Origin of the sequence: Demetria terragena DSM 11295 (assembly GCF_000376825.1) — a bacterium.
Classification (GTDB): domain Bacteria; phylum Actinomycetota; class Actinomycetes; order Actinomycetales; family Dermatophilaceae; genus Demetria; species Demetria terragena.
Genome location: NZ_AQXW01000004.1, coordinates 1,931,100 through 1,950,893 on the forward strand (window position 1 = coordinate 1,931,100; position 19,794 = coordinate 1,950,893).

A 19,794-nucleotide genomic window follows, 5' to 3' on the forward strand; every position below is an offset into this window, starting at 1 on the left:
CACAGAGAACTGCGCGCACTAAGATCGCGGCCATGCCGACACCCAGAAACCGCGCACGGTTTGGCACTGGCGACGGGCCAACGATGCACAGCGTGGCCCAACTCGCAGGGGTGTCCGCCCAGACCGTGTCCCGTGTCCTCAGAGACCAGCCCAACGTCGCCGAGAGCACTCGCGCCTCCGTGCTGGAAGCAGTCAATCAACTGGGATACCAACGCAATCACGCCGCGAGTGTGCTGTCCTCAGGACGCAGCCGGACCCTGGGCGTGATCATGTGGTCGATGGTTCAGACCTCGGGCCTGCTGATCTCTCGCGGTATCGAACGTGCAGCCCACCAAGGGGGCTACACCGTCGAGACGATGACCGTCACTGAGCCCCTCATCCCGTCGGTCGAGGCGGCCATGTCGGCCCTTGTCCACCAAGGAGCAAGCGGAGTTGTCCTTGCGCTCCCCATGAATGAGCCCAGCCCTCGCCTGAGCGAACTGCTCGTTCAGATTCCCTGCGTGTCACTCGACGGCATGCTGCCCTCGCACGGACCGCAGATCTCCGTTGACCAGGAGGTCATCGCCCAACTGGCGACGAACCACCTACTCGAGTTGGGTCACCCCACCGTGTGGCATGTCGCCGGCCGCCGGGACTGGAACGACGCCAGTACCCGGGAGCGGGCATGGCGCCAGGCTCTGCAGCAGGCGGGGTGCACGGTGCCACCGGTGCAGTACGGCGACTGGACTCCCGAGTCGGGCTATCGCGTGGGGCAGGTGCTGGCCGCCGACCCGCAGGTCACCGCGATCTTCGTCGCCAGTGACGAGATGGCCTTTGGCGTCTTGCGTGCCCTGCGCGAGGCGGGACGCAAGGTGCCAGAGCACGTGTCGGTTGTCGGGGTGGACGACATCGCCCTGGCGGCGTACGCCTCACCGAGCCTGACAACCGTCGCCCAGCCCTTTGAAGACGTCGGCGAGCGCGCGGTGCACCGGCTCCTAGCCCAGGTGGAGGACCGGCCCTACGAGCCAGCCGCCGCCATGGAGCCGGCGTTAGTCGTGCGGGACAGCACCGGCGTGCCCGCAGCCGGCCGGTCGAGAAGTTAAGCGCCCCAGCCCCTCACGCCGGTCGAGCAGGCGAGCGCGGGGGTCTCGACAAGCTCGACCGACGTTAAGTGAGCGCTCGACCGACGTGACGGCAAACGCGAGCGCGCAGCCGGGGAGGCGAGCGCGGCGCTGGCTGGGTCTGGCGGGAGCCCGACGAGGCGCTAGCCGAGACGGGCGGATGGCTGCGCCGCGCTCGTCTTCCTGGCGGAGCGCGGGGGTCTCGACAAGCTCGACCGGCGTTGGGGGGCTCGACCGACGTTAAGTGGACGCTCGACCGTGGTCTCGATACGGCTCGCGCCAGGGCGCTCGCCTACTCGACCGACGGTGGGGTTACTCGTCGGACAGCGTGAGCTGCACGCCGCCGACGAGTGAGGCGCATACGTTGTAGAGGAAGGCACCCAGTGTCGCCACTGCCGTCACCAGGACAACGTCAATCACGCCGATCACCACGGACAACGACACCACTCGGCCAAAGCCGATGTAGTCCATGAGGTCGAAGGTCGAGGTCTCCGCCTCCAAGGTCGTCAGCATCTCCTGCAGGGAGCTAAAGACTCCCATGCCCGAGAGAACCAGCCACATCATCGCGACCATGACGATGCCGGCAATCGCGGCGGCCACCGACAGCAAGAACGCAATCTTCATGACCGACCATGGGTCGACTCGCGAAAGCGTCAGCCGAACACGGCGCGGGGTAGCGCGCGGTGGCCGACCACCGGACGTACGCGCCGCTGGCCGTGCCCGATCCCGTGCGGCACCTGCCTCCGGTCGCGGCCCACGCGCCGTTTTAGGCAGGCGCGCTGCCGGGGCGTCTCCCGAGCGGGTGGTCTGTTCACCCGCGGAGGAATCAGTGCTCACGCGTCATCTCCCGGTTCTGCTGACTCACTGTCATTCACGTCGGGTTCAGGCACCGGGGTGGTGTCATCTCCAGACTCCTCCGACGCTACGGCATCCTCGACTTCGTCCTCGACCTCTCGCTCGGTGTTGCGCGCAACAGCCACGATGGAATCTCCGCGACCAGGCGTCGCGAACTGCACACCCATCGTCGAGCGGCCCGTCCGGCGGACCTCGTCCACGCGGGAGCGAACGATCTTGCCCTTCTCCATGACGACCATGACTTCGTTGTCGCCATCGACGGTCAACGCGCCCACCAGGTCTCCGCCTCGATCGCTCAACTGAGCGACCTTGACGCCGAGTGTTGCGCGACCCTTGACGGGATAGTCGGAGGCCGCCGTGCGCTTGGCCAGTCCATTTTCGAAGACCACGAACACGTCAGGGTCTTCGTCATCGTGGACAACCATCATGCTGAGCAGCTCATCGCTTGCCCGGAATTTCATGCCCGTGACACCGGAGGTTGCCCGTCCCATTGGACGCAACGTGCTGTCGTCGGCCCGGAAGCGCACCGACTGACCCTTGCGGGACACCAAGAGCACGTCGTCGGTCGCGCTGGCGAGCGCGGCACCGACCAGTTCGTCACCGTCTCGCAGGTTGACGGCGATCAGACCGCCCGACCTGGGGGAGTCGTACTCGGTCAACCGGGTCTTCTTCACCAGTCCGCGCCGGGTGGCCAGCAGCAAATAGGGCTCCTGGTCATAGGACTTCAGTTCGCGTACCTGCGCGATCTGCTCGCCCGGTTGGAAGGCGAGCATGTTGGCCACGTGCTGGCCCTTAGCGTCGCGGGAACCTTCGACCAGGTCATAGCCCTTGATGCGATAGACCCGACCGGCGTTGGTGAAGAACAGCAGCCAGTTGTGGGTGGACGTGGTGAAGAAGTGCTCCACCACATCGTCGCCTCGCAACTGCGCGCCACGCACACCCTTGCCGCCGCGCCGTTGCGAGCGGTACTCGCTGGTCTTGGTGCGCTTGGCATAGCCCCCGCGCGTAATGGTGACGACCACATCCTCTTCCGGGATGAGGTCTTCCATGTTCATGTCACCGTCAAACGGCACGATCTGGGTACGCCGGTCGTCACCGTGCTTGGCCACGATCTCGGCCAACTCATCGAGCACCAACTGCCGCTGACGCTCCGGCTTAGCCAGGATGTCGCGGTAATCATCGATTTCGGCCTGCAACTTGTCGTGCTGGTCGATGATGTTTTGACGCTCCAGCGCGGCGAGCTGACGCAACTGCATGTCCAGGATGGCGCGGGCCTGGATGTCATCGACACCCAGAAGTTCCTTCAAACCCTCGCGCGCCACCTCGGCCGACCGCGAACCACGAATCAGCGCGATGACCTCATCGAGCATGTCGAGCGCTTTGAGCAGACCGCGCAGAATGTGGATCCGCCGCTCGGCTTCAGCCAGGAGGTATTGAGTGCGGCGAACCACGACGTCGATCTGGTGATCAACCCAGTGCCGAATGAACGCCGAAACTGGCAGTGTGCGCGGCACTCCGTCAACCAGGGCCAACATGTTGGCGCCAAAATTCTGCTGGAGCTGGGTGTGCTTGTAAAGGTTGTTCAGCACCACCTTGGCCACCGCGTCCCGCTTCAACACGATGACGAGGCGCTGACCGGTCCGGCCAGAGGTTTCATCCCGCAGGTCGGCGATGCCGCGAACGCGGCCCTCCTTGACCAGCAACGCGATCTTCTCCGCGAGCGCGTCCGGGTTGACCTGGTAGGGGAGTTGGGAGACGACCAGGCAGGTACGCCCCTGAATCTCGTCGACCTCGACCACAGCACGCATCGTGATCGACCCGCGGCCGGTGCGATAGGCCTGCTCAATTCCCTTGTGGCCCATGATGAGTGCGCCACTGGGGAAGTCGGGACCGGGAATCAGTTGGAGTGACTTCTCCAGCAGTTCTTCGCGGGTCGCCTCCGGATTCTCCAGGTACCACTGCGCGGCCGAGGCCACCTCACGCAAGTTGTGTGGCGGGATCTGCGTGGCCATGCCGACCGCGATACCGGCAGAACCGTTGACCAACAGGTTGGGGAAGCGGGATGGCAGCACCGTCGGCTGCATCGTCTTGCCGTCGTAATTGGGCTCGAAGTCGACGGTGTCTTTCTCGATGTCGCGCACCAGCTCCATCGCCAGCGGGGCCATCTTGCACTCGGTGTATCGCGGCGCCGCGGCACCGTCGTTTCCTGGGCTGCCGAAATTGCCCTGGCCATCGACCAACGGGTAGCGCATCGACCAGTGCTGTACGAGGCGCACCAGCGCGTCATAGATCGCACTGTCGCCGTGCGGGTGGTACTGACCCATCACGTCACCGACGACACGCGAGCACTTGTTATAGCCGCGGTCGGGCCGGTAGCCACCGTCATACATCGCATACAAAATGCGCCGGTGTACTGGCTTGAGGCCGTCGCGCACATCGGGCAGTGCACGCGACACGATGACGCTCATCGCGTACTCGATGTAGCTGCGCTGCATCTCCGCGTTGAGGTCAACCGGGTCGACCCGGTTACCGATGACGTTGCCGGCCTCGTCGAGGACCGGGGGAGTTTCGTCAGTCATGAATTTCCTTGCTAGTCAAAGCAGTTCAAGATTAAGTGCGGGAGGGAGGATCGCGCCTCAGGTATCGAGGAAGCGGACGTCCTTAGCGTTGCGCTGGATAAAACTGCGCCGTGATTCCACGTCTTCACCCATGAGGATCGAGAAGATCTCATCGGCCGCTGCGGCATCGTCCAGCGTGACCTGCAACAGCACCCGGTGGTCCGGGTCCATCGTGGTCTCCCACAGCTCCTGGTAGTTCATCTCGCCCAGACCCTTGTAGCGCTGGATCGAGTTGTCCTTGGGCAGGCGACGGCCGTTGCTCTGCCCCTCCTTGATGAGGGCATCACGCTCGCGGTCGGAGAACGCGAACTCATGCTCGTGGTTGGACCACTTAATCCGATACAGCGGCGGCTGAGCCAGATAGACATAACCGGCTTCGATGAGCGGCCTCATAAACCGGAAGAGCAACGTCAACAGCAGGGTGCGGATGTGCATCCCGTCAACATCGGCATCGGCCATCAGCACGATCTTGTGATAGCGAGTCTTATCGATCTCGAAGTCTTCGCCGATGCCGGTGCCGAACCCGGAAATCAGCGCCTGCACTTCAAGGTTGCTCAGCACCTTGTCGATGCGTGCTTTCTCAACGTTGAGGATCTTGCCGCGAATCGGCAGGATCGCCTGGTTGTACGGGTTACGACCTTGGACGGCCGAACCGCCCGCAGAGTCACCCTCCACGATGAAGACCTCAGAAATGCTGGGGTCGTTGGACTGGCAATCCTTGAGCTTTCCGGGCAGGCCACCGTTTTCTAGAAGGCCCTTTCGTCGCGTGGCTTCTCGGGCCTTGCGCGCGGCAAGTCGCGCCGCAGCAGCCTGGGTTGCCTTCTGCACGATGATCTTGCCTTCGCGCGGGTGGGCGCCCAGCCAGTGCCCCAACTCGTCACGAATAGCCGAAGCCACGAAACCGCGGACCTCGGAGTTTCCCAACTTGGTCTTGGTCTGCCCCTCGAACTGCGGCTCAGCGATCTTGACGGACACCACCGCTGTCAGTCCCTCGCGGATGTCCTCGCCGCTGAGGTTGTCGTCCTTGTCTTTCAACAACTTCTGATCTCTGGCGAAGGTGTTGATCAACGACGTCATCGCCGTCCGGAAGCCTTCTTCGTGCGTACCACCCTCGTGAGTGTTGATCGCGTTGGCATAGGTATGCACCGACTCACTGAACGACGTGGTCCACTGCATCGCGACCTCGACCTCGAGCATCGGGTCGTCATTAGCCGCCTCGAAAGCGATGACCTCATCCGTGAGCGCTTCGCTGCGCTTGGAGGAGTTGATGTGTTTGACGTAGTCGATCAGACCGTCTTCATAGCAATAGGAAATCTTCCGTGCCTTCTTGGGCTCGGCGGCCTCGTGGCCCTCGGCCTGAGCCTCTTCCGCTTCACCGGCGTCGACTTCACGGGGCCGCTCGTCGGTCAGCGTGAGGGTCAAGCCTTTGTTGAGGAAGGCGTACTGCTGGAAGCGGGCTCGGATCGTCTCGAAGTCGTAGTTGACCGACTCGAAGATGTCGGCGCTAGCCCAGAAGGTGATCGTGCTGCCCGTGTCCTCTGGGTCGCATTCGCCCACGACCGCCAGCGGCGCCAGGGGTACACCGTTGGCGAACTCCACCCGGTGCACCTGACCTTCGCGGCGAACCTCGGCGATGAGGGTGGAGGACAAGGCGTTGACCACCGAAGAACCCACCCCATGGAGACCGCCAGACACTTTGTATCCGCCGCCACCGAACTTGCCGCCCGCATGGAGTTGGGTCAGGACCAACTCCACCGTGGACATGCCATAGGCCTCGTTGATCTCGACCGGGATACCGCGGGCGTGGTCGTGTACGCGCACCGCGCCATCAGCCAGAATGGTGACCTCGATGTGGTCGCCGTAGCCGGCCATGGCCTCATCGACCGCGTTATCGACGATCTCCCACACCAGGTGGTGAAGACCGCGCTCGCCGGTCGAGCCGATGTACATACCCGGGCGTTTACGAACGGCTTCAAGGCCTTCCAACACCTGAATCGCGTCTGCGCCATAGCTCTCGGTGAGAGGTACGGCAGACGATGAGGTTCGGCGTACGACCTCGGGTGTCTCGTCGGGCTTGTCAACGGCGGATGCCACGGCGCTCCTTCATACAACGCTCAATGAACCGGGCGCGGAAACGTCCTGCGGAACTTCCGCAGGACGACCACGGGTAGTGCGCTCGTGCGGTACAGACCGACTATGACGGCCCTACTGACGAGCAACCCTCATCCTACGCCTTTCCGGCGTCAGAAATCGCGTAGCCATGCCACCTGGGGACCACGAGAAGCCACACGGACACCATCAGCCGTAGGGGATCACGTGCGACGGGGATTTCGGACCTCTACGCGGCTCTCATAGCCGCGGAGATTTACTCCTGCTTCGCGATGTAGATGACCGCTGCGCGGCCGCCGGTGCAGACCGTCACGGGTTTGGCCTTGCAGGCCAACCGATAGTCCTTCTTCGTCGTCGGACTCCAGGCTTTGACGCTGAAGGAAGGCGAACTCTGGTCGGCCGAGTTGACTGCGGTGGCGACGTTCTTGGCGAAGCCACAGGTGGTGGTCGGGCCAGCGCCCAGGCCGGCTCCGCAAACCTTGACCCCAGCCGGAAGCCGCGCGGGCGGGGTCGAACTGCTGGTCGTGCTGGTGGTTTCACTTGGTGAGGTCGAAGACGGCGCCGAACTCGGAGTACTACTGGACGACGGACTCGCCGTGGGAGACGAAGGCACAGCCAGCGACGTCGGCCCGGCCTGCTCCTGGGTACCACCACCGCGGGTCAACGCAAAGACCAACGCGAGTGCACCCAACGACGCAATGATGACCGCCAACGGCGCCAGCCAACCCGGGCGCCCTCCAGGCGCGGCCGTTCGTTCCGCAGCCACCCCGGAAGCCGAGCCCCAAGCACCGGGCTCGGGCTCGCGGTCGTCGGGTTGCACGGCGGCGTGTCGACCACCTGGGAGGCGGGCGGCCGGAAGGTTGGCGGCCGCAGCCGGGTCGGTCTCATCCTCGGCAGGTGGCGAAGGGTTGTTGCTCGCAGCGGGTTGTGGCCGGCTCGGCATGGGTGCGATGTACCGCAGATGGGGGTCGCCGGACGGCTGCTTCGCGTCGGCGTCGTCTCCATCAGGTTTCGTCACGTGGCTTTTCTTTCTCTGGTGTACGGCGGCCTATCTCCGTCGACCCACGGTAGAGAACTGGCCGGTGACGTGCGAATCGATGTCTCAGCCGTAGGTATCGCGCGGTCCCCGGCCATCGCTTACCGAACGCGGTCCGCGCTTCCACGAGGGCGCCGACGGTCCGACGACCTTGAGGTCCGTGACGACGCCCGACCCGACCGCTTCATCCATGCGGGCCAGCAGGGTCGAAGCGAGCCAGCGCAACTCAGTTGCCCACGCTGTCGATTCCGCCCGCACCGTCAGGACGCCACCCTCAAAGGACACCGGTGTGGCATGCCCAGCGACGTCGGCGCCGACTATGTCGGCCCACTGGCCCATCACCGAACCCGCCGCAACGTCGACCTTCCAATCGCGATCCCGCAGGAGTCGGTCCAGTTGGTCGCCGAGCGTTATCGGGTCACGACCCTGCTTATCCGAACCGCGCGATGAGCGTCCTAGTTCGCCCGCGCGCCGGCGGCGAGCGACGGGGGCACCTGGCCGCAGGCCACGATCCCGCGCCGCCCGACGCATCCGGAAGAGCGCCGCGGCCGCGGCATCCTCGAACTCTGGGTCTGGCTTAGCGGGCTCGGGCACGTCACTCATCCCTGCTCCTCAACCGAACCCAGTTGCACGTGAAACCTCTTGCCCGTCAGCGCCTCTGGTACGTCATCGGCGACGGCCGCGGTAATGAGCACCTGCTCGGCATCGGCGATCATCCCGGCCAAGCGATGTCGCCTTCCGGCGTCGAGCTCGGCGAATACATCGTCGAGCACGAGCACTGGGTCGGTCTTCAGGTCATTCCTCAGCAGTTGAAATGCGGCGAGGCGCAGACCCAACGCGAAGGACCAAGACTCGCCGTGACTGGCATACCCCTTGGCGGGAAGGTCGCCAAGCTGCAGCACCAAGTCATCCCGGTGCGGTCCGACCAAGGTGACGCCGCGCTCCACCTCTTGGGTGCGTACTTGCCCGAAAGTCTCGTGCATAGCCCGCGCTAGGTCATCCCGCTCTGGCACGTCACCGGAAGCAATCTGCGCGGCGAGGTCCTCATGCACGCTCGCGCGATAGGTCACCGCTGCGGCCGATGCACCGCCACTGACCTCGCCATAGGCATCCGCGAGAAAGGGTCGTAGGTCGTGAAGCAGGCGAAGCCTGGCGTAGGTCAAGGACGCGCCGACTTCGGCGAGATGCTCGTCCCACACCTCGAGTGTTTGGAGTGTCGACTCCCGTTCGGCATCGACATCGCCACCCACGGGTCGCCGAGATCCCTTGCGCAGCAATGGGGTTGCCGACTTCAAGAGCGCATTGCGTTGCCGAACAATCTTGTCGTAGTCGGCACGCGCAGCCGCCCATCGTGGTTGCCGAGCCACGAGCAGATCATCTAAGAACCGACGTCGGACGCTCGGGTCGCCTTTGACCAGCGCAAGGTCCTCTGGAGCAAACAACACGGTTCTCAGGGTGCCCAGAATGTCGCGGGGACGCGTCGCGGCAGCTCGACCCAACCGCGCCCGATTCGCCTTGCCTGGATTGATCTCCAGCTCGACTAACTGTTCGCGCTGATCCCGCACGACCGCCGCTCGGATGATTGCTTGCTCGGCACCCGCACGCACCAGCGGGCCGTCCTGAGCGACTCGATGCGAGGACAAGGTCGCGACATATCCCGCGGCCTCGACGAGGTTCGTCTTGCCCTGCCCGTTGAACCCAAGGAAAGTCGTCACGCCCGGGCCCAGCGGGACGTCAGCGGTCGCGTACGACCGGAAGTCCGCGAGGGTGAGATGGCGCAGATGCACGAGGTGAGGCTATGCGGTCACTCGCGCTCGCGACGACCGGGCGCCTGTCACGCCTCGTTGTCGGACTTACCCGGAGCCGCCAGGCCGTGGTCTTTCTTGGGCTCGGCGGCCGGGCTGACCTCCGCGCCGGACTGGTCCGAGGGTGTTGTCCACGGCTCATCGCCCAGGTGCATGACGGCATGTCCGCCGAACTCCCCACGCAATGCGGCAACGGCTTGCATCGACGGAGAATTTTCCTGTCGGGAGGCGAACCGTGCAAACAGTGCTGCGCCAAGAACCGGCATGGGTACGGCATGCTCGATGGCTTCTTCCAACGTCCACCGGCCTTCACCCGAGTCCGTGGTGTAGCCGCTGACGCCCGACAAGTCGGGATTTTCTTCCAGCGCCTTGACCATCAGGTCCAGGAGCCAGGAACGCACGACCGTGCCTCGGCTCCACGCCTTGAAGGTTCCGGGCACGTCATCGACGATGTCCTTGGCCTGCAGCAACTCATAGCCCTCGGCGTAGGCGTGCATCAGGCCGTACTCAATGCCGTTGTGCACCATCTTCGCGTAGTGGCCGGCGCCGGTTTTGCCGGCGTGAACGAATCCCTCATCGACCGGGCCCTCGGGGCGTAGCGCATCGAAGATCCACATGGCCCGCTCAACGTCCTCGGCGGAACCGCCGGCCATCATGCCGTAGCCATTTTCTAGGCCCCAGATGCCACCGGAGACACCGACGTCGAGATAGTTAATGTCGTGCTTGGCCAGCAGGTCGGCATTGATCTGATCGTCAGTGAACTTGCTGTTACCGCCATCAATGACCAGGTCGCCCGCGGACAGCAGGTCGGCGAGCTCAGCGACGGTCTGTCGGGTTGGGTCTCCGTGCGGCACCATGACCCACACAATGCGCGGGGCTTCCAAGGCCGCGACCAAAGCCTGCAGGGACTCCACATCACTGACCTGCGGATCGCGGTCGTAGCCGACCACGTCGTGACCTGCGCGGCGGATGCGCTCGCGCATGTTTCCGCCCATTTTTCCGAGACCGATCAAACCCAACTTCATGTCTAGCTCCTTGCTGTGGTGACCCGCGCGGGTGGGACGGAAACGAGAGACGTCAGCTGGCGAACCGTACGGGCATCAGCACATAGCGATAGCTGTCATCAGATTCGCCATCACGTTCCTGCTGACCCGAAATCACCGCCGGACGACCAGCGGGTTGAGTGAAAGACAACCGGGTAAACGGCTTACCCAAGACGCCCAGACCGTCCAGCATGAACTGCGGATTGAAAGCAATCTCAACTTCGGGTCCGGTCAACTGACATTCGAGCGCTTCGCTGGCCTGCGCGTCATCTCCGGTGCCGGCCTCGATGGCCACAACGTCATCAGCGAACCGCAGCCGAACGGGCGTATTGCGCTCGGCAACCAGGGATACCCGCTTGACCGCCTCGGTCAGGCGGGCCGTGTCAACCACGGCGACCGTGTCAACGCTCGCGGGGAACAGTGAGGTGACCTTGGGGTACTCGCCATCGAGGAGGCGCGTGGTGGCACGGCGCTGACCGGCCTCGAAGCCCACCAGGCCATCTCCACCGGCTGCCGTCCCCAGCGCAATCTCAACCGAACCGGCGGCGCCGAGTGCCTTAGCGGTGTCAGACAAGGTGCGAGCGGGAATCAGGGCCGCATGGCTTGCGTCTGTTGCACCGGGATTCCAGGTGAGTTCACGCATGGCCAGGCGGTAGCGATCAGTGGCCAGCAGGGTGACCTTCTCACCCTCAATCTCGACCCGGACACCGGTGAGAATGGGCAAGGTGTCACCGCGATCCGCGGCAATGGAGACCTGAGCTACTGCTTCGGTAAACAGATGTCCATCGATCGACCCGGACGCTTCCGGGGAAGTCGGCAGGGTGGGGTAGTCGTCGGTCGGCATCTGCTGCAGGCTGAACCGGCTCGAACCACAGGTCACCTGGACTTTGGAACCCTCGCCGGAGATGTCGACTGGTTGGGCCGGCAGGGAGCGTGAGATGTCGGCCAGCAGGCGGCCCAGGACAAGAACAGTTCCGGGCTCCTCAACCTGAGCATCGACCCGCACCCGGGCAGAAACTTCGTAGTCGAAGGCGCTGAGGGTCAATCCATCCTCAGTCGCTTCGAGTAGGACGCCTGCCAAGACGGGCACCGGGGGTCGCGGGGATAGTCCGCGTACGACCCAGGTGACGGCTTCGGCCAAGACGTCGCGTTCGACCCGCAGCTTCACGTTCAAACCGTCCTCTGTCACGTTCACGATGGTTGGGGGCAGGCAGGTTGTCGGATAACGCACCCGCCCGTTGCCTGACTGGAAGTCCAGTGCAGGTCCCTGTGACCCTACCTGTCGTCCACCGGGTCATGACAAGGAACCACGGTCTGGAATAGGTGGCCGGTCGTGGCAGCACAGATGTACGTGGGACGGAAACAACCTTGGATAACTAGTTAGTCGTGGTAGTCGGCACTGTGGAAACTGTGGATAACCTCGGCCCGCAGCGAGATACAGGCATTGTCTGCTGTGGACGGGTGGGGGACAGCGGCTGTGGACGACTCGGTCGCCCTGGGGATGAATGTGGTGGTCCACATTGAGCCCACAGGCTCGTGCACATGCACGCGGCCCGCGTGCACAGGTTGTCCACCGGCTGTCCCCAATGAAAGTGGTGTGACAGAAGTGATGAGGGTGAGCCAGGGTTGGTCGTGAGACGGTTCCCCACAGTCGTTATCCACACCTGTGGATAACGAAGTGAAGTGGTAGTTAGCGATGGCGTTCCACGTCCAGGTCGCCATCGGGAAGGGCAGGGGAAAGCCCGGAAACGCCCGCTTATCCCCAGATGGTGAAAGTTATCCACAGAAGGTGTGGACAACCTCCAAGATCATGATGCGGCAGACGCGGCGTCGCGGCGGATCTGACCAGTGAGTTCGGTGATCTGGTCGTAGACAGGCTGCTTGCTGCCCATCAGGCCCTTGATCTTGCGCTCAGCGTGCATCACCGTTGTGTGATCGCGGCCGCCGAACTGTTGCCCAATCTTCGGCAAGGACAACTCAGTGAGCTCACGACAGAGGTACATCGCGATCTGCCGGGCGTTGACCAACGTGCGGGACCGGGAGGAGCCACAGAGTTCCTCAATACTCACGCCGAAGTAGTCAGCGGTCTTCGACATGATCTGCGTGGTGGTGATCTGCCCGGCACGTGGCGAAGGCTCGACATCCTTGAGGGCTTTGACGCTGGCGCTGAGGTCGACGGCCTGACCGGCAAGCGAGGCATACGCGGTCACCCGGATGAGTGCGCCTTCGAGTTCGCGGATGTTGCTCGGGAACTTGGATGCAATGAGCTCGAGTACGTCATCAGGAACCTTCATCTGCTCTGCGCCGGCCTTCTTGCGCAGGATTGCGATTCGCGTCTCGAGGTCGGGTGGGGTCACGTCAGTTTGGAGGCCCCACAAGAACCGTGAGCGAAGTCGTTCGGCAAAGCCCGACAGGTCCTTGGGACCTTGATCGCTGGTGAGCACGATCTGCTTGTCGTTGTTGTGCAGGGCATTGAACGTATGGAAGAACTCCTCCTGCGTTCCATCCTTGCCCTGCATGAACTGGATGTCGTCGATGAGGAGCAGATCGACATCATCGCGGTAGCGCTTCTGAAAGCTGGCAGCTCGACCATCCTTGACCGAGTTTATGAAGTCGTTGGTGAACTCCTCTGAGTTCACGTACCGCACCCGCATGTGCGGGTAAAGGTTGCGCACATAGTGGCCAACGGCATGCAAGAGATGAGTCTTACCCAGTCCGCTCCCGCCGTACACGAACAGCGGGTTGTAGGACTTCGCCGGGAGCTCGGCCACCGCGAACGCTGCCGCGTGCGCGAAGCGGTTGCCGGCGCCGATGACGAAGGTGTCGAAGGTGTATTTGGGGTTGAGCCGAGAATCCCCGGTGTCTGCGGGCAGGGTGGTGACCGGTGGGCGTGGCACCTGATCGGTGGAGTCATCGGTCTCGACGGTCAGCGGCAGGGTGTGGGCATCCACATCGCCGTCGGCATCGGGAAGCTCATCGAGCTCGTCCGCGGAGTGCCGCAACTGCGGGTCAACTGTGACGGCCAGCCGAATCTCGAGGCCCAACTGCTCGCCCAAGTGGGTACTCACCGGATCGCGAAGAGCGTGCTCGATGGCGTCTTTCGTGTGATCGAACGGCACCGCGAGAAGCGCGGTGTGGTCAACCAGACCAACCAGGCGAGTCAGGCGAAGAATCGCTCGGTCGCGAGCGCTGATTCCTGCCTCGTCCAGAGCGAGCATCGTGGAGTGCCATACATGTGCGAGGTCTGGCTGCTCATTGCTCACGCGGTCTAGATCCTTGGGTCGAAGCGGAACTGATCAAGTGACGGTGACCGACGGAGGGCACACTGCCGTCCACAGACCTTATCCACAGGCTGTGCATGACGGGCGTGGGGAGTGTGAGGACGGTGTGAGTCAAAAGCCGGAAGAGGTCGACGCTAACAAGGTGGTCGGCCCTGAGGCAACAAGGTGGGAAGGATTCTCGACGCTCGTCGGCGTGTCGGCGCGACATCGTCCGATTTTTGCGCTCGAGTAGACAGGTTTGGTCAGGGACCGAAGGTGTGGGCGCGAGTTTGACCTTGGCTTCCAGCGACCCGTACTCTGGCGGAGCCGTACGTGTCGCGGCCGCTCTCGCATGCTCATGTGACTGACCGGGGTCCAACCTGAGGAGTTTTTCTTCAGTGGTGACGCCCTAAGGAAGCCCGTGGGCCTACGACTGCGGCTGCGCTCGATCCACACGGTGTCTCGGCGCTTGACGCCGACCTGAGCCGACGAACCTTTTCGGAGAATAACGTGAGTAAGCGCACCTTCCAGCCCAACAACCGCCGCCGTGCGAAGAAGCACGGATTCCGTCTGCGCATGCGGACTCGCGCGGGCCGCGCAGTGCTGGCCTCGCGCCGGTCCAAGGGCCGCTCAAGCTTGTCGGCCTGAGGTCCGACCGGCACCGCCGGTCGGCGTCGCCTGTTGTGCTACCCGTCGCGCACCGATTGCGCCGCCCGGACCAGTTCCGCACGGTGCTCAGAGGTCGTGACGGAAATCAGCGACTGTCCGGTGGTCGTGCCGGTGGTGATCTCATGACGGTGCATGCCGTGCGCCACCCATCGGCATCCCCTGAGCCCTCCCCGCCGCGGGTGGGCTTTGTCGTGTCCAAGGGCGTCGGAAATTCGGTGGTGCGTCACCGCACTCAGCGTCGGTTGCGTCATCTGATGCTCCGTCGACTGCCGGAACTCGCGGATCGAACCGACATTGTGCTGCGTGCTCACCCGTCGGCTGCGAACGCGAGTTCGGCCGACCTCGACCACGAACTCGATCGTCTCCTGACTCGCGTCTTAGACCGCATGGCTCGGGGCGGTGGCCCGCATGCGTAGCGCCAAGGCTGAGCGATCAACAGAGCAGGACGACGTGGTCGGACTATCGCGCCTGCTGATTACTCCGCTGGTGGTGATCGTGCGGTTCTATCAGAAGTGGATCTCTCCGATGACGCCGCCAACGTGTCGTTTCACGCCAAGTTGCTCCGCCTACGCGCTGACAGCCTTGCGCCGTCATGGTCTTCTTCGGGGAACGTGGCTCGCGATCCGCAGAGTTCTGCGCTGTCATCCCTGGAACCCTGGTGGCGTTGACCACGTTCCACCACGTACGGGGCATCGTTCATCGACCCCAACCACGTCCCCTGGCTCGACGATCGAGTCTGCTCAGCCTGTCTTGAGGAACACATAAATGGGCTTTATCGACACCGTGCTTTTCCCGCTCGAATGGTTTGTTGCGGTCGTGATGGTCGGCTTCCACAGCCTAGTGACCGCGCTCGGGATGCCGACTGATTCGGGTTGGTCCTGGGCGCTCGCGATCGTTGGTCTGGTCGTGGTGCTGCGCGTTCTGTTGATCCCGCTGTTTGTGAAGCAGATCAAGAGTTCCCGGCGGATGCAGCTGATCCAGCCGGAGATGCAGAAGATCCAGAAGAAGTACAAGGGCAAGAAGGATGCCGAGTCTCGTCAGAAGATGACTGAGGAGACGATGGAGCTCTACAAGCGGACGGGCACCAACCCGATGGGATCGTGCCTGCCGATCCTCTTGCAGGCTCCGTTCTTCTTCGCCCTGTTCCGGGTGCTCAACACCCTGCCCGCCATGGCCAGTGGTAGCCGAGAAGGCATTGGCCCCCTCACCCAGGAACTCGCCGCGTCGGCGGAGAATTCGACGCTGTTTGGGGCCCAACTGTCGAGCACCTTCATGAACAGTGAAGGAGCCGCGACCAAGATCGTCACGATGGTTCTCATCATCTTGATGTCGCTGTCGATGTTCCTGACGCAGCGCCAGTTGATGACCAAGAACATGCCCGCCGCGGCGCTCGACAACCCGATGGCGAAGCAGCAGAAGATCATCATGTATGTGATGCCGCTGGTCTTCTTCATCACCGGCCCGAACTTCCCAATCGGTGTGCTGATCTACTGGTTGGTCACCAATGTGTGGTCCATGGGCCAGCAGTTCTACGTCATTCGCCGGATGCCGGCTCCCGGTTCGGCAGCGGAGAAGGCGTTGGAAGAGCGGAACCGCGCCAAGGGCAAGATCACCAAGAAGGAATCCATCCCCGGTTTGACGGATGAGGCCGACGCGGAGCCGGTCGCGGCACCGGGTAGAGCCACGGCGACAGGCGTCACTGCGGGTAAAACCTCGGGACAACGCGTCCAGCCCAAGCGCAACAACAATAAGAAGAAACGAAAGCGCTAGATCCACGATCTTTGCCGATGTCGGTGCCTCGAGCCCGACTGACTTTCCCTGGAGAGAACATGACTGACCAGATGGAATTGGACCAGGCGCAGCCCGATGATGCGTCCACCCCGGAAAACGTCACGCCGGGAGAAGACGGGCCCGCAGCGGGCTCGAACTCCTTGGAACACGAGGGCGAGATCGCGGCGGACTTCCTTGAAACCCTGCTCGACATCACGGACCTCGACGGGGACCTTGACGTCGATATCGACGGAGATCGTGCGGCGGTAGCCATCGTCGATAGCGAGGATGGCCGGGTTCCGCGCCGTCTCGTCGGAAGCAATGGTGAGGTCCTGGAAGCACTACAGGAACTGACGCGCCTTGCTGTGCACGCAGAGACGGGCGAGCGCTCGCGCCTGATGTTGGACGTCGCCGGCTATCGGGCACAACTCCGTACTCAGTTGGTCGAACAGGCTGAGGAGACCGTTGCCGAGGTCAAGAAATCGGGGCAGCCGATTCCCATGGATCCGATGTCGGCCTTTGAACGCAAGGTCGTCCACGACGCCGTTCTCGCGGCCGGATTGAAATCCGAGTCTGAGGGTTCCGACCCGAACCGCCACGTCGTCGTCCTGCCGCACTGAGACCACGTTTCACGTGGAACACGTCGACCGATCCATGGATGAGCCGTGTCCTGACCGCGTGACGGAGCTGTTTGGGGATCGATCGGATCTCGCGTACTCGTACGCGCGGCACCTCGCCACGACGGGTGTCGACCATGGTCTTCTCGGACCACGCGAGATACCGCGGATGTGGGACCGCCACCTCTTGAATTGTGCGGTCATGGCACCGGCACTGCCTCAGGGCGCCACCGTGGCTGATATTGGTTCCGGCGCTGGCTTGCCGGGTCTGGTCTTGGCGATTGCCAGACCGGACATCGCGATGACGCTGGTGGAACCACTGCAACGACGAACGCGATGGCTCACGGACGTCGTGGCCGACTTGGGTTTGGAGGTCGAGGTTCGTCAGGCGAAAGCCGAAACGCTGTGGGACGTGCTAAGTGTCGACGTCGTCACCGCACGGGCTGTAGCATCCCTCGGCGAGCTCGCGAGAATGTCTCTTCCACTGCTGTCGGTGGGAGGGTTGATGATTGCGATGAAGGGTGATCGAGCGAGCGATGAGGTGGCTGCGGATCGCGAGACCCTGACCTCGCTCGGCGTGTCGAGTATCGACGTGACAACGTGGGGCCACGGAGTCACGAGCGAGCCAACCACAACAGTCATGATGACCTTAGGAAGCGAAGCGCCTCGGTGGCGCAACCCGGTCGGCGATGGTCCGGCTCGTACGGCCGCGCGGAAGAAAGAACGCCGTAAGACGAGGTCCGCACAGCGACGGCAGACGGATCAAGGGTGAGACGGGAATGAACATGGTGAGTGCCACCCCTGTGGGTTGGCCGGGTCGTGCCTTGACTGAGGCGATGGCCATCAAATCTGGCACGCCAATCGGTTGGCAAAGTGTGAACGCGCCGACCTCCGCGTTTCACGTTCCACGTGAAACCGACGAGACCTCACCCGTAGAGGCCTTACCTGTAGCGGCACCCACGGTCGCGTCGACGAACGCGCGTCTCCCGCAGCCAACCCAGCCCAGGGTTTTGACGGTTGCCAATCAGAAGGGCGGCGTCGGAAAGACCACAACAACGGTCAACGTGGCGGCATCGCTGGCATTGGCCGGATTGCGGGTCTTGGTGATTGACACCGACCCGCAGGGCAATGCGAGTACGGCTCTGGGTATTGATCACCACAGTGAGGTGCCCTCAATCTATGACGTGCTCGTCAGCGATCTTCCGCTTGCTGAAGTCGTTCAAGAATGTCCCGACATTTCGGGGCTATTCTGCGCACCAGCCACGATTGACCTGGCCGGTGCCGAGATTGAACTGGTCTCATTGGTGGCTCGCGAGCAGCGTCTTGCTCGCGCCCTGCGCCAGGTCCTCGATGGCGAATCACGGGCCTACGACTATGTCTTCATTGATTGTCCGCCCAGCCTCGGACTGCTGACAGTGAATGCCTTTGTGGCAGCCCAAGAGGTCCTCATCCCGATCCAGTGCGAGTACTACGCACTTGAGGGGCTGAGCCAGCTACTCAAAAATGTCGAGATGATCCGGACCCACCTCAACCCAGACCTGCGGGTTTCGACCATTCTGATGACGATGTACGACGGCCGGACGAAACTGTCGGCGCAGGTGGCGGACGAGGTGCGTACTCACTTCCCCGAACTTGTCTTGCAGTCGACCGTTCCACGCAGTGTCCGGATCTCCGAGGCGCCCAGTCATGGGCTGACCGTCATGAGCTATGACCCCAGCAGTACGGGTGCGTTGTCCTACGCCAACGCGGCTCGAGAGTTGACCGAACGCCAGTCATGACCGACTGCGGATGAGCCATCCGGCCCGACTAGGCTCACTCCGACGGTGGTACGGGGCGACGTGACGGCATAACGAAGGATAAGAACGTGGCAGATAAGCGACGAGGACTCGGCAAGGGCCTTGGTGCACTGATCCCCAATGGACCGACCGGCGTTCCCGGGGCGGCTCGTCCCAGCGACGTCTTTTTCGCCGAACGTCCTGGTGAAGTCGCCGTGGACGAGCTGCAAGGTTTCACGGGAAACAATGAACCGAGTGCGCTTGAACCGGTTCCGGGCGCCACCTTCGCCGAGCTGCCAGTAGGTTCGATTCGACCCAACCCTCGACAGCCACGGCAGGTGTTCGACGAGGACGACCTGGCGGAACTCGTTCACAGCGTCCGAGAGATCGGCATTCTCCAGCCAATTGTGGTGCGCCCGGTGGAAGCCGAAGACGCCGAGTACGAATTGGTCATGGGTGAGCGACGCTGGCGCGCTACTCAAGAGGCGGGTCTCGCGACCGTTCCCGCCATTGTTCGGAGCACTGCGGATGAGGACCTCCTACGCGACGCGCTGCTGGAAAACCTGCACCGCGCACAACTGAACCCGCTGGAAGAGGCGGCGGCCTATGGGCAACTCCTCGAAGACTTTGGCTGTACCCACGACGTCCTCGCGGATCGCATCGGCCGGTCGCGCCCACAGGTGTCGAACACGCTGCGCTTGTTGAAGTTGCCTCCGCTGGTGCAACGACGAGTCGCCGCTGGTGTGTTGAGCGCCGGTCACGCTCGCGCACTCCTTGGCCTGGGTGATGCCGCGGCGATGGAGCGCTTGGCACAACGGATCGTGGCTGAGGGTCTGTCCGTGCGGTCGGTGGAAGAGATCGTGGCACTCGGCGGAGACGATGATTCGCCGCTACCCCAGCGCCGCCAACGCGCGCGCGCTGATCATCCTGAACTCGACGATCTCGCCTCGACACTGTCTGATCGTCTCGACACTCGCGTCGCCGTGAGTATGGGAAAGAACAAGGGCAAGATCACCGTGGAGTTTGCCTCACATGATGATTTGCAGCGGGTGCTCGACTTGCTTGGTCTACCCACCCAAGCGCATCAGTAAATGACTAGACCATCGCGAAACCTGTTGGGGATAAACAGGATTCGAT

The 19,794-nt window shown here is 63.1% G+C and carries 18 protein-coding genes; 9 read left to right on the forward strand and 9 right to left on the reverse strand.

The genetic code is table 11. The features are described 5' to 3' along the window. Nucleotides 1-32: 32 nt before the first annotated feature. The gene (locus tag F562_RS0113695) at nt 33-1,082 is read left to right on the forward strand and encodes a LacI family DNA-binding transcriptional regulator (RefSeq protein WP_026181278.1); all 1,050 of its coding nucleotides are present in this window, start codon (nt 33-35) and stop codon (nt 1,080-1,082) included. A gap of 330 nt (nt 1,083-1,412) precedes the next feature. Here the strand turns inward: F562_RS0113695 and F562_RS0113700 are convergent, their stop codons facing one another. From F562_RS0113700 to dnaA, 9 genes are all read right to left on the reverse strand, one after another. Further along, the gene (locus F562_RS0113700) at nt 1,413-1,937 is read right to left on the reverse strand and encodes a DUF3566 domain-containing protein (RefSeq protein ID WP_156822663.1); all 525 of its coding nucleotides are present in this window, start codon (nt 1,935-1,937) and stop codon (nt 1,413-1,415) included. Beyond that, nucleotides 1,934-4,534 carry a DNA gyrase subunit A gene (gene gyrA / locus F562_RS0113705; RefSeq protein ID WP_018157539.1) on the reverse strand — a complete coding sequence of 867 codons (2,601 nt, stop codon included), beginning with the start codon at nt 4,532-4,534 and terminating at the stop codon, nt 1,934-1,936. Before gyrA ends, F562_RS0113700 begins: the two co-directional genes overlap by 4 nt. Nucleotides 4,535-4,591: 57 nt before the next feature. Further along, the gene (gene gyrB / locus F562_RS0113710) at nt 4,592-6,667 is read right to left on the reverse strand and encodes a DNA topoisomerase (ATP-hydrolyzing) subunit B (protein WP_018157540.1); all 2,076 of its coding nucleotides are present in this window, start codon (nt 6,665-6,667) and stop codon (nt 4,592-4,594) included. A gap of 271 nt (nt 6,668-6,938) precedes the next feature. Next, nucleotides 6,939-7,700: a hypothetical protein gene (locus tag F562_RS20310; RefSeq protein WP_051080172.1), complete on the reverse strand. Its 762-nt coding sequence runs from the start codon at nt 7,698-7,700 to the stop codon at nt 6,939-6,941. 84 nt (nt 7,701-7,784) lie between these two features. Then, a complete protein-coding gene (locus F562_RS21310; RefSeq protein WP_018157541.1) occupies nt 7,785-8,321 on the reverse strand; it encodes a DciA family protein in 537 nt (178 codons plus the stop codon). After that, nucleotides 8,318-9,505: a DNA replication/repair protein RecF gene (recF, locus tag F562_RS0113725; RefSeq protein WP_018157542.1), complete on the reverse strand. Its 1,188-nt coding sequence runs from the start codon at nt 9,503-9,505 to the stop codon at nt 8,318-8,320. The genes F562_RS21310 and recF overlap by 4 nt, the downstream gene beginning before the upstream one ends. 47 nt (nt 9,506-9,552) lie before the next feature. Next, entirely contained in the window at nt 9,553-10,548 is a 996-nt protein-coding gene (gnd, locus tag F562_RS0113730; protein WP_018157543.1) for a phosphogluconate dehydrogenase (NAD(+)-dependent, decarboxylating), read from the reverse strand. Nucleotides 10,549-10,600: 52 nt separating this feature from the next. After that, nucleotides 10,601-11,734 (reverse strand): DNA polymerase III subunit beta, encoded by a 1,134-nt coding sequence (gene dnaN / locus F562_RS0113735; protein ID WP_026181279.1) that lies wholly within the window; start codon nt 11,732-11,734, stop codon nt 10,601-10,603. Nucleotides 11,735-12,374: 640 nt separating this feature from the next. Beyond that, nucleotides 12,375-13,829, reverse strand: coding sequence for a chromosomal replication initiator protein DnaA (gene dnaA, locus F562_RS0113740; protein WP_040385338.1), 1,455 nt, complete (start codon nt 13,827-13,829; stop codon nt 12,375-12,377). Between the two features lie 507 nt (nt 13,830-14,336). On the opposite strand from dnaA, the gene rpmH reads away from it, so the two are divergent. The 8 genes from rpmH to F562_RS0113770 all read left to right on the forward strand — a co-directional run bounded on the left by rpmH (nt 14,337) and on the right by F562_RS0113770 (nt 19,748). Then, nucleotides 14,337-14,474 carry a 50S ribosomal protein L34 gene (gene rpmH / locus F562_RS20650; protein ID WP_083915556.1) on the forward strand — a complete coding sequence of 46 codons (138 nt, stop codon included), beginning with the start codon at nt 14,337-14,339 and terminating at the stop codon, nt 14,472-14,474. 35 nt (nt 14,475-14,509) lie between these two features. Continuing rightward, the gene (rnpA, locus tag F562_RS19265) at nt 14,510-14,911 is read left to right on the forward strand and encodes a ribonuclease P protein component (protein WP_083915557.1); all 402 of its coding nucleotides are present in this window, start codon (nt 14,510-14,512) and stop codon (nt 14,909-14,911) included. Beyond that, nucleotides 14,904-15,260, forward strand: coding sequence for a membrane protein insertion efficiency factor YidD (gene yidD / locus F562_RS20655; protein WP_083915558.1), 357 nt, complete (start codon nt 14,904-14,906; stop codon nt 15,258-15,260). Before rnpA ends, yidD begins: the two co-directional genes overlap by 8 nt. After that, nucleotides 15,261-16,265, forward strand: coding sequence for a membrane protein insertase YidC (gene yidC, locus F562_RS0113750; protein WP_018157548.1), 1,005 nt, complete (start codon nt 15,261-15,263; stop codon nt 16,263-16,265). A 59-nt stretch (nt 16,266-16,324) separates the two neighbouring features. After that, the gene (locus F562_RS0113755; protein WP_018157549.1) at nt 16,325-16,885 is read left to right on the forward strand and encodes a R3H domain-containing nucleic acid-binding protein; all 561 of its coding nucleotides are present in this window, start codon (nt 16,325-16,327) and stop codon (nt 16,883-16,885) included. Nucleotides 16,886-16,943: 58 nt separating this feature from the next. Beyond that, a complete protein-coding gene (rsmG, locus tag F562_RS19270) occupies nt 16,944-17,654 on the forward strand; it encodes a 16S rRNA (guanine(527)-N(7))-methyltransferase RsmG (RefSeq protein ID WP_245553652.1) in 711 nt (236 codons plus the stop codon). Between the two features lie 64 nt (nt 17,655-17,718). Further along, nucleotides 17,719-18,660, forward strand: a complete 942-nt coding sequence (locus F562_RS19275; protein ID WP_156822665.1) for a ParA family protein — start codon at nt 17,719-17,721, stop codon at nt 18,658-18,660. Between the two features lie 86 nt (nt 18,661-18,746). Continuing rightward, nucleotides 18,747-19,748, forward strand: a complete 1,002-nt coding sequence (locus F562_RS0113770) for a ParB/RepB/Spo0J family partition protein (RefSeq protein WP_018157552.1) — start codon at nt 18,747-18,749, stop codon at nt 19,746-19,748. Nucleotides 19,749-19,794 lie beyond the last annotated feature (46 nt).

What these genes read in the sequence shown, in the direction of transcription:
- F562_RS0113695 (WP_026181278.1), top strand. Translation starts at nt 33, where the DNA reads ATGCCGACACCCAGAAACCGCGCACGGTTTGGCACTGGCGACGGGCCA.
- gyrA (WP_018157539.1), bottom strand. Translation starts at nt 4,534, where the DNA reads ATGACTGACGAAACTCCCCCGGTCCTCGACGAGGCCGGCAACGTCATC.
- F562_RS21310 (WP_018157541.1), bottom strand. Translation starts at nt 8,321, where the DNA reads ATGAGTGACGTGCCCGAGCCCGCTAAGCCAGACCCAGAGTTCGAGGAT.
- gnd (WP_018157543.1), bottom strand. Translation starts at nt 10,548, where the DNA reads ATGAAGTTGGGTTTGATCGGTCTCGGAAAAATGGGCGGAAACATGCGC.
- yidD (WP_083915558.1), top strand. Translation starts at nt 14,904, where the DNA reads ATGCGTAGCGCCAAGGCTGAGCGATCAACAGAGCAGGACGACGTGGTC.
- yidC (WP_018157548.1), top strand. Translation starts at nt 15,261, where the DNA reads ATGGGCTTTATCGACACCGTGCTTTTCCCGCTCGAATGGTTTGTTGCG.
- F562_RS0113755 (WP_018157549.1), top strand. Translation starts at nt 16,325, where the DNA reads ATGACTGACCAGATGGAATTGGACCAGGCGCAGCCCGATGATGCGTCC.
- F562_RS19275 (WP_156822665.1), top strand. Translation starts at nt 17,719, where the DNA reads ATGGCCATCAAATCTGGCACGCCAATCGGTTGGCAAAGTGTGAACGCG.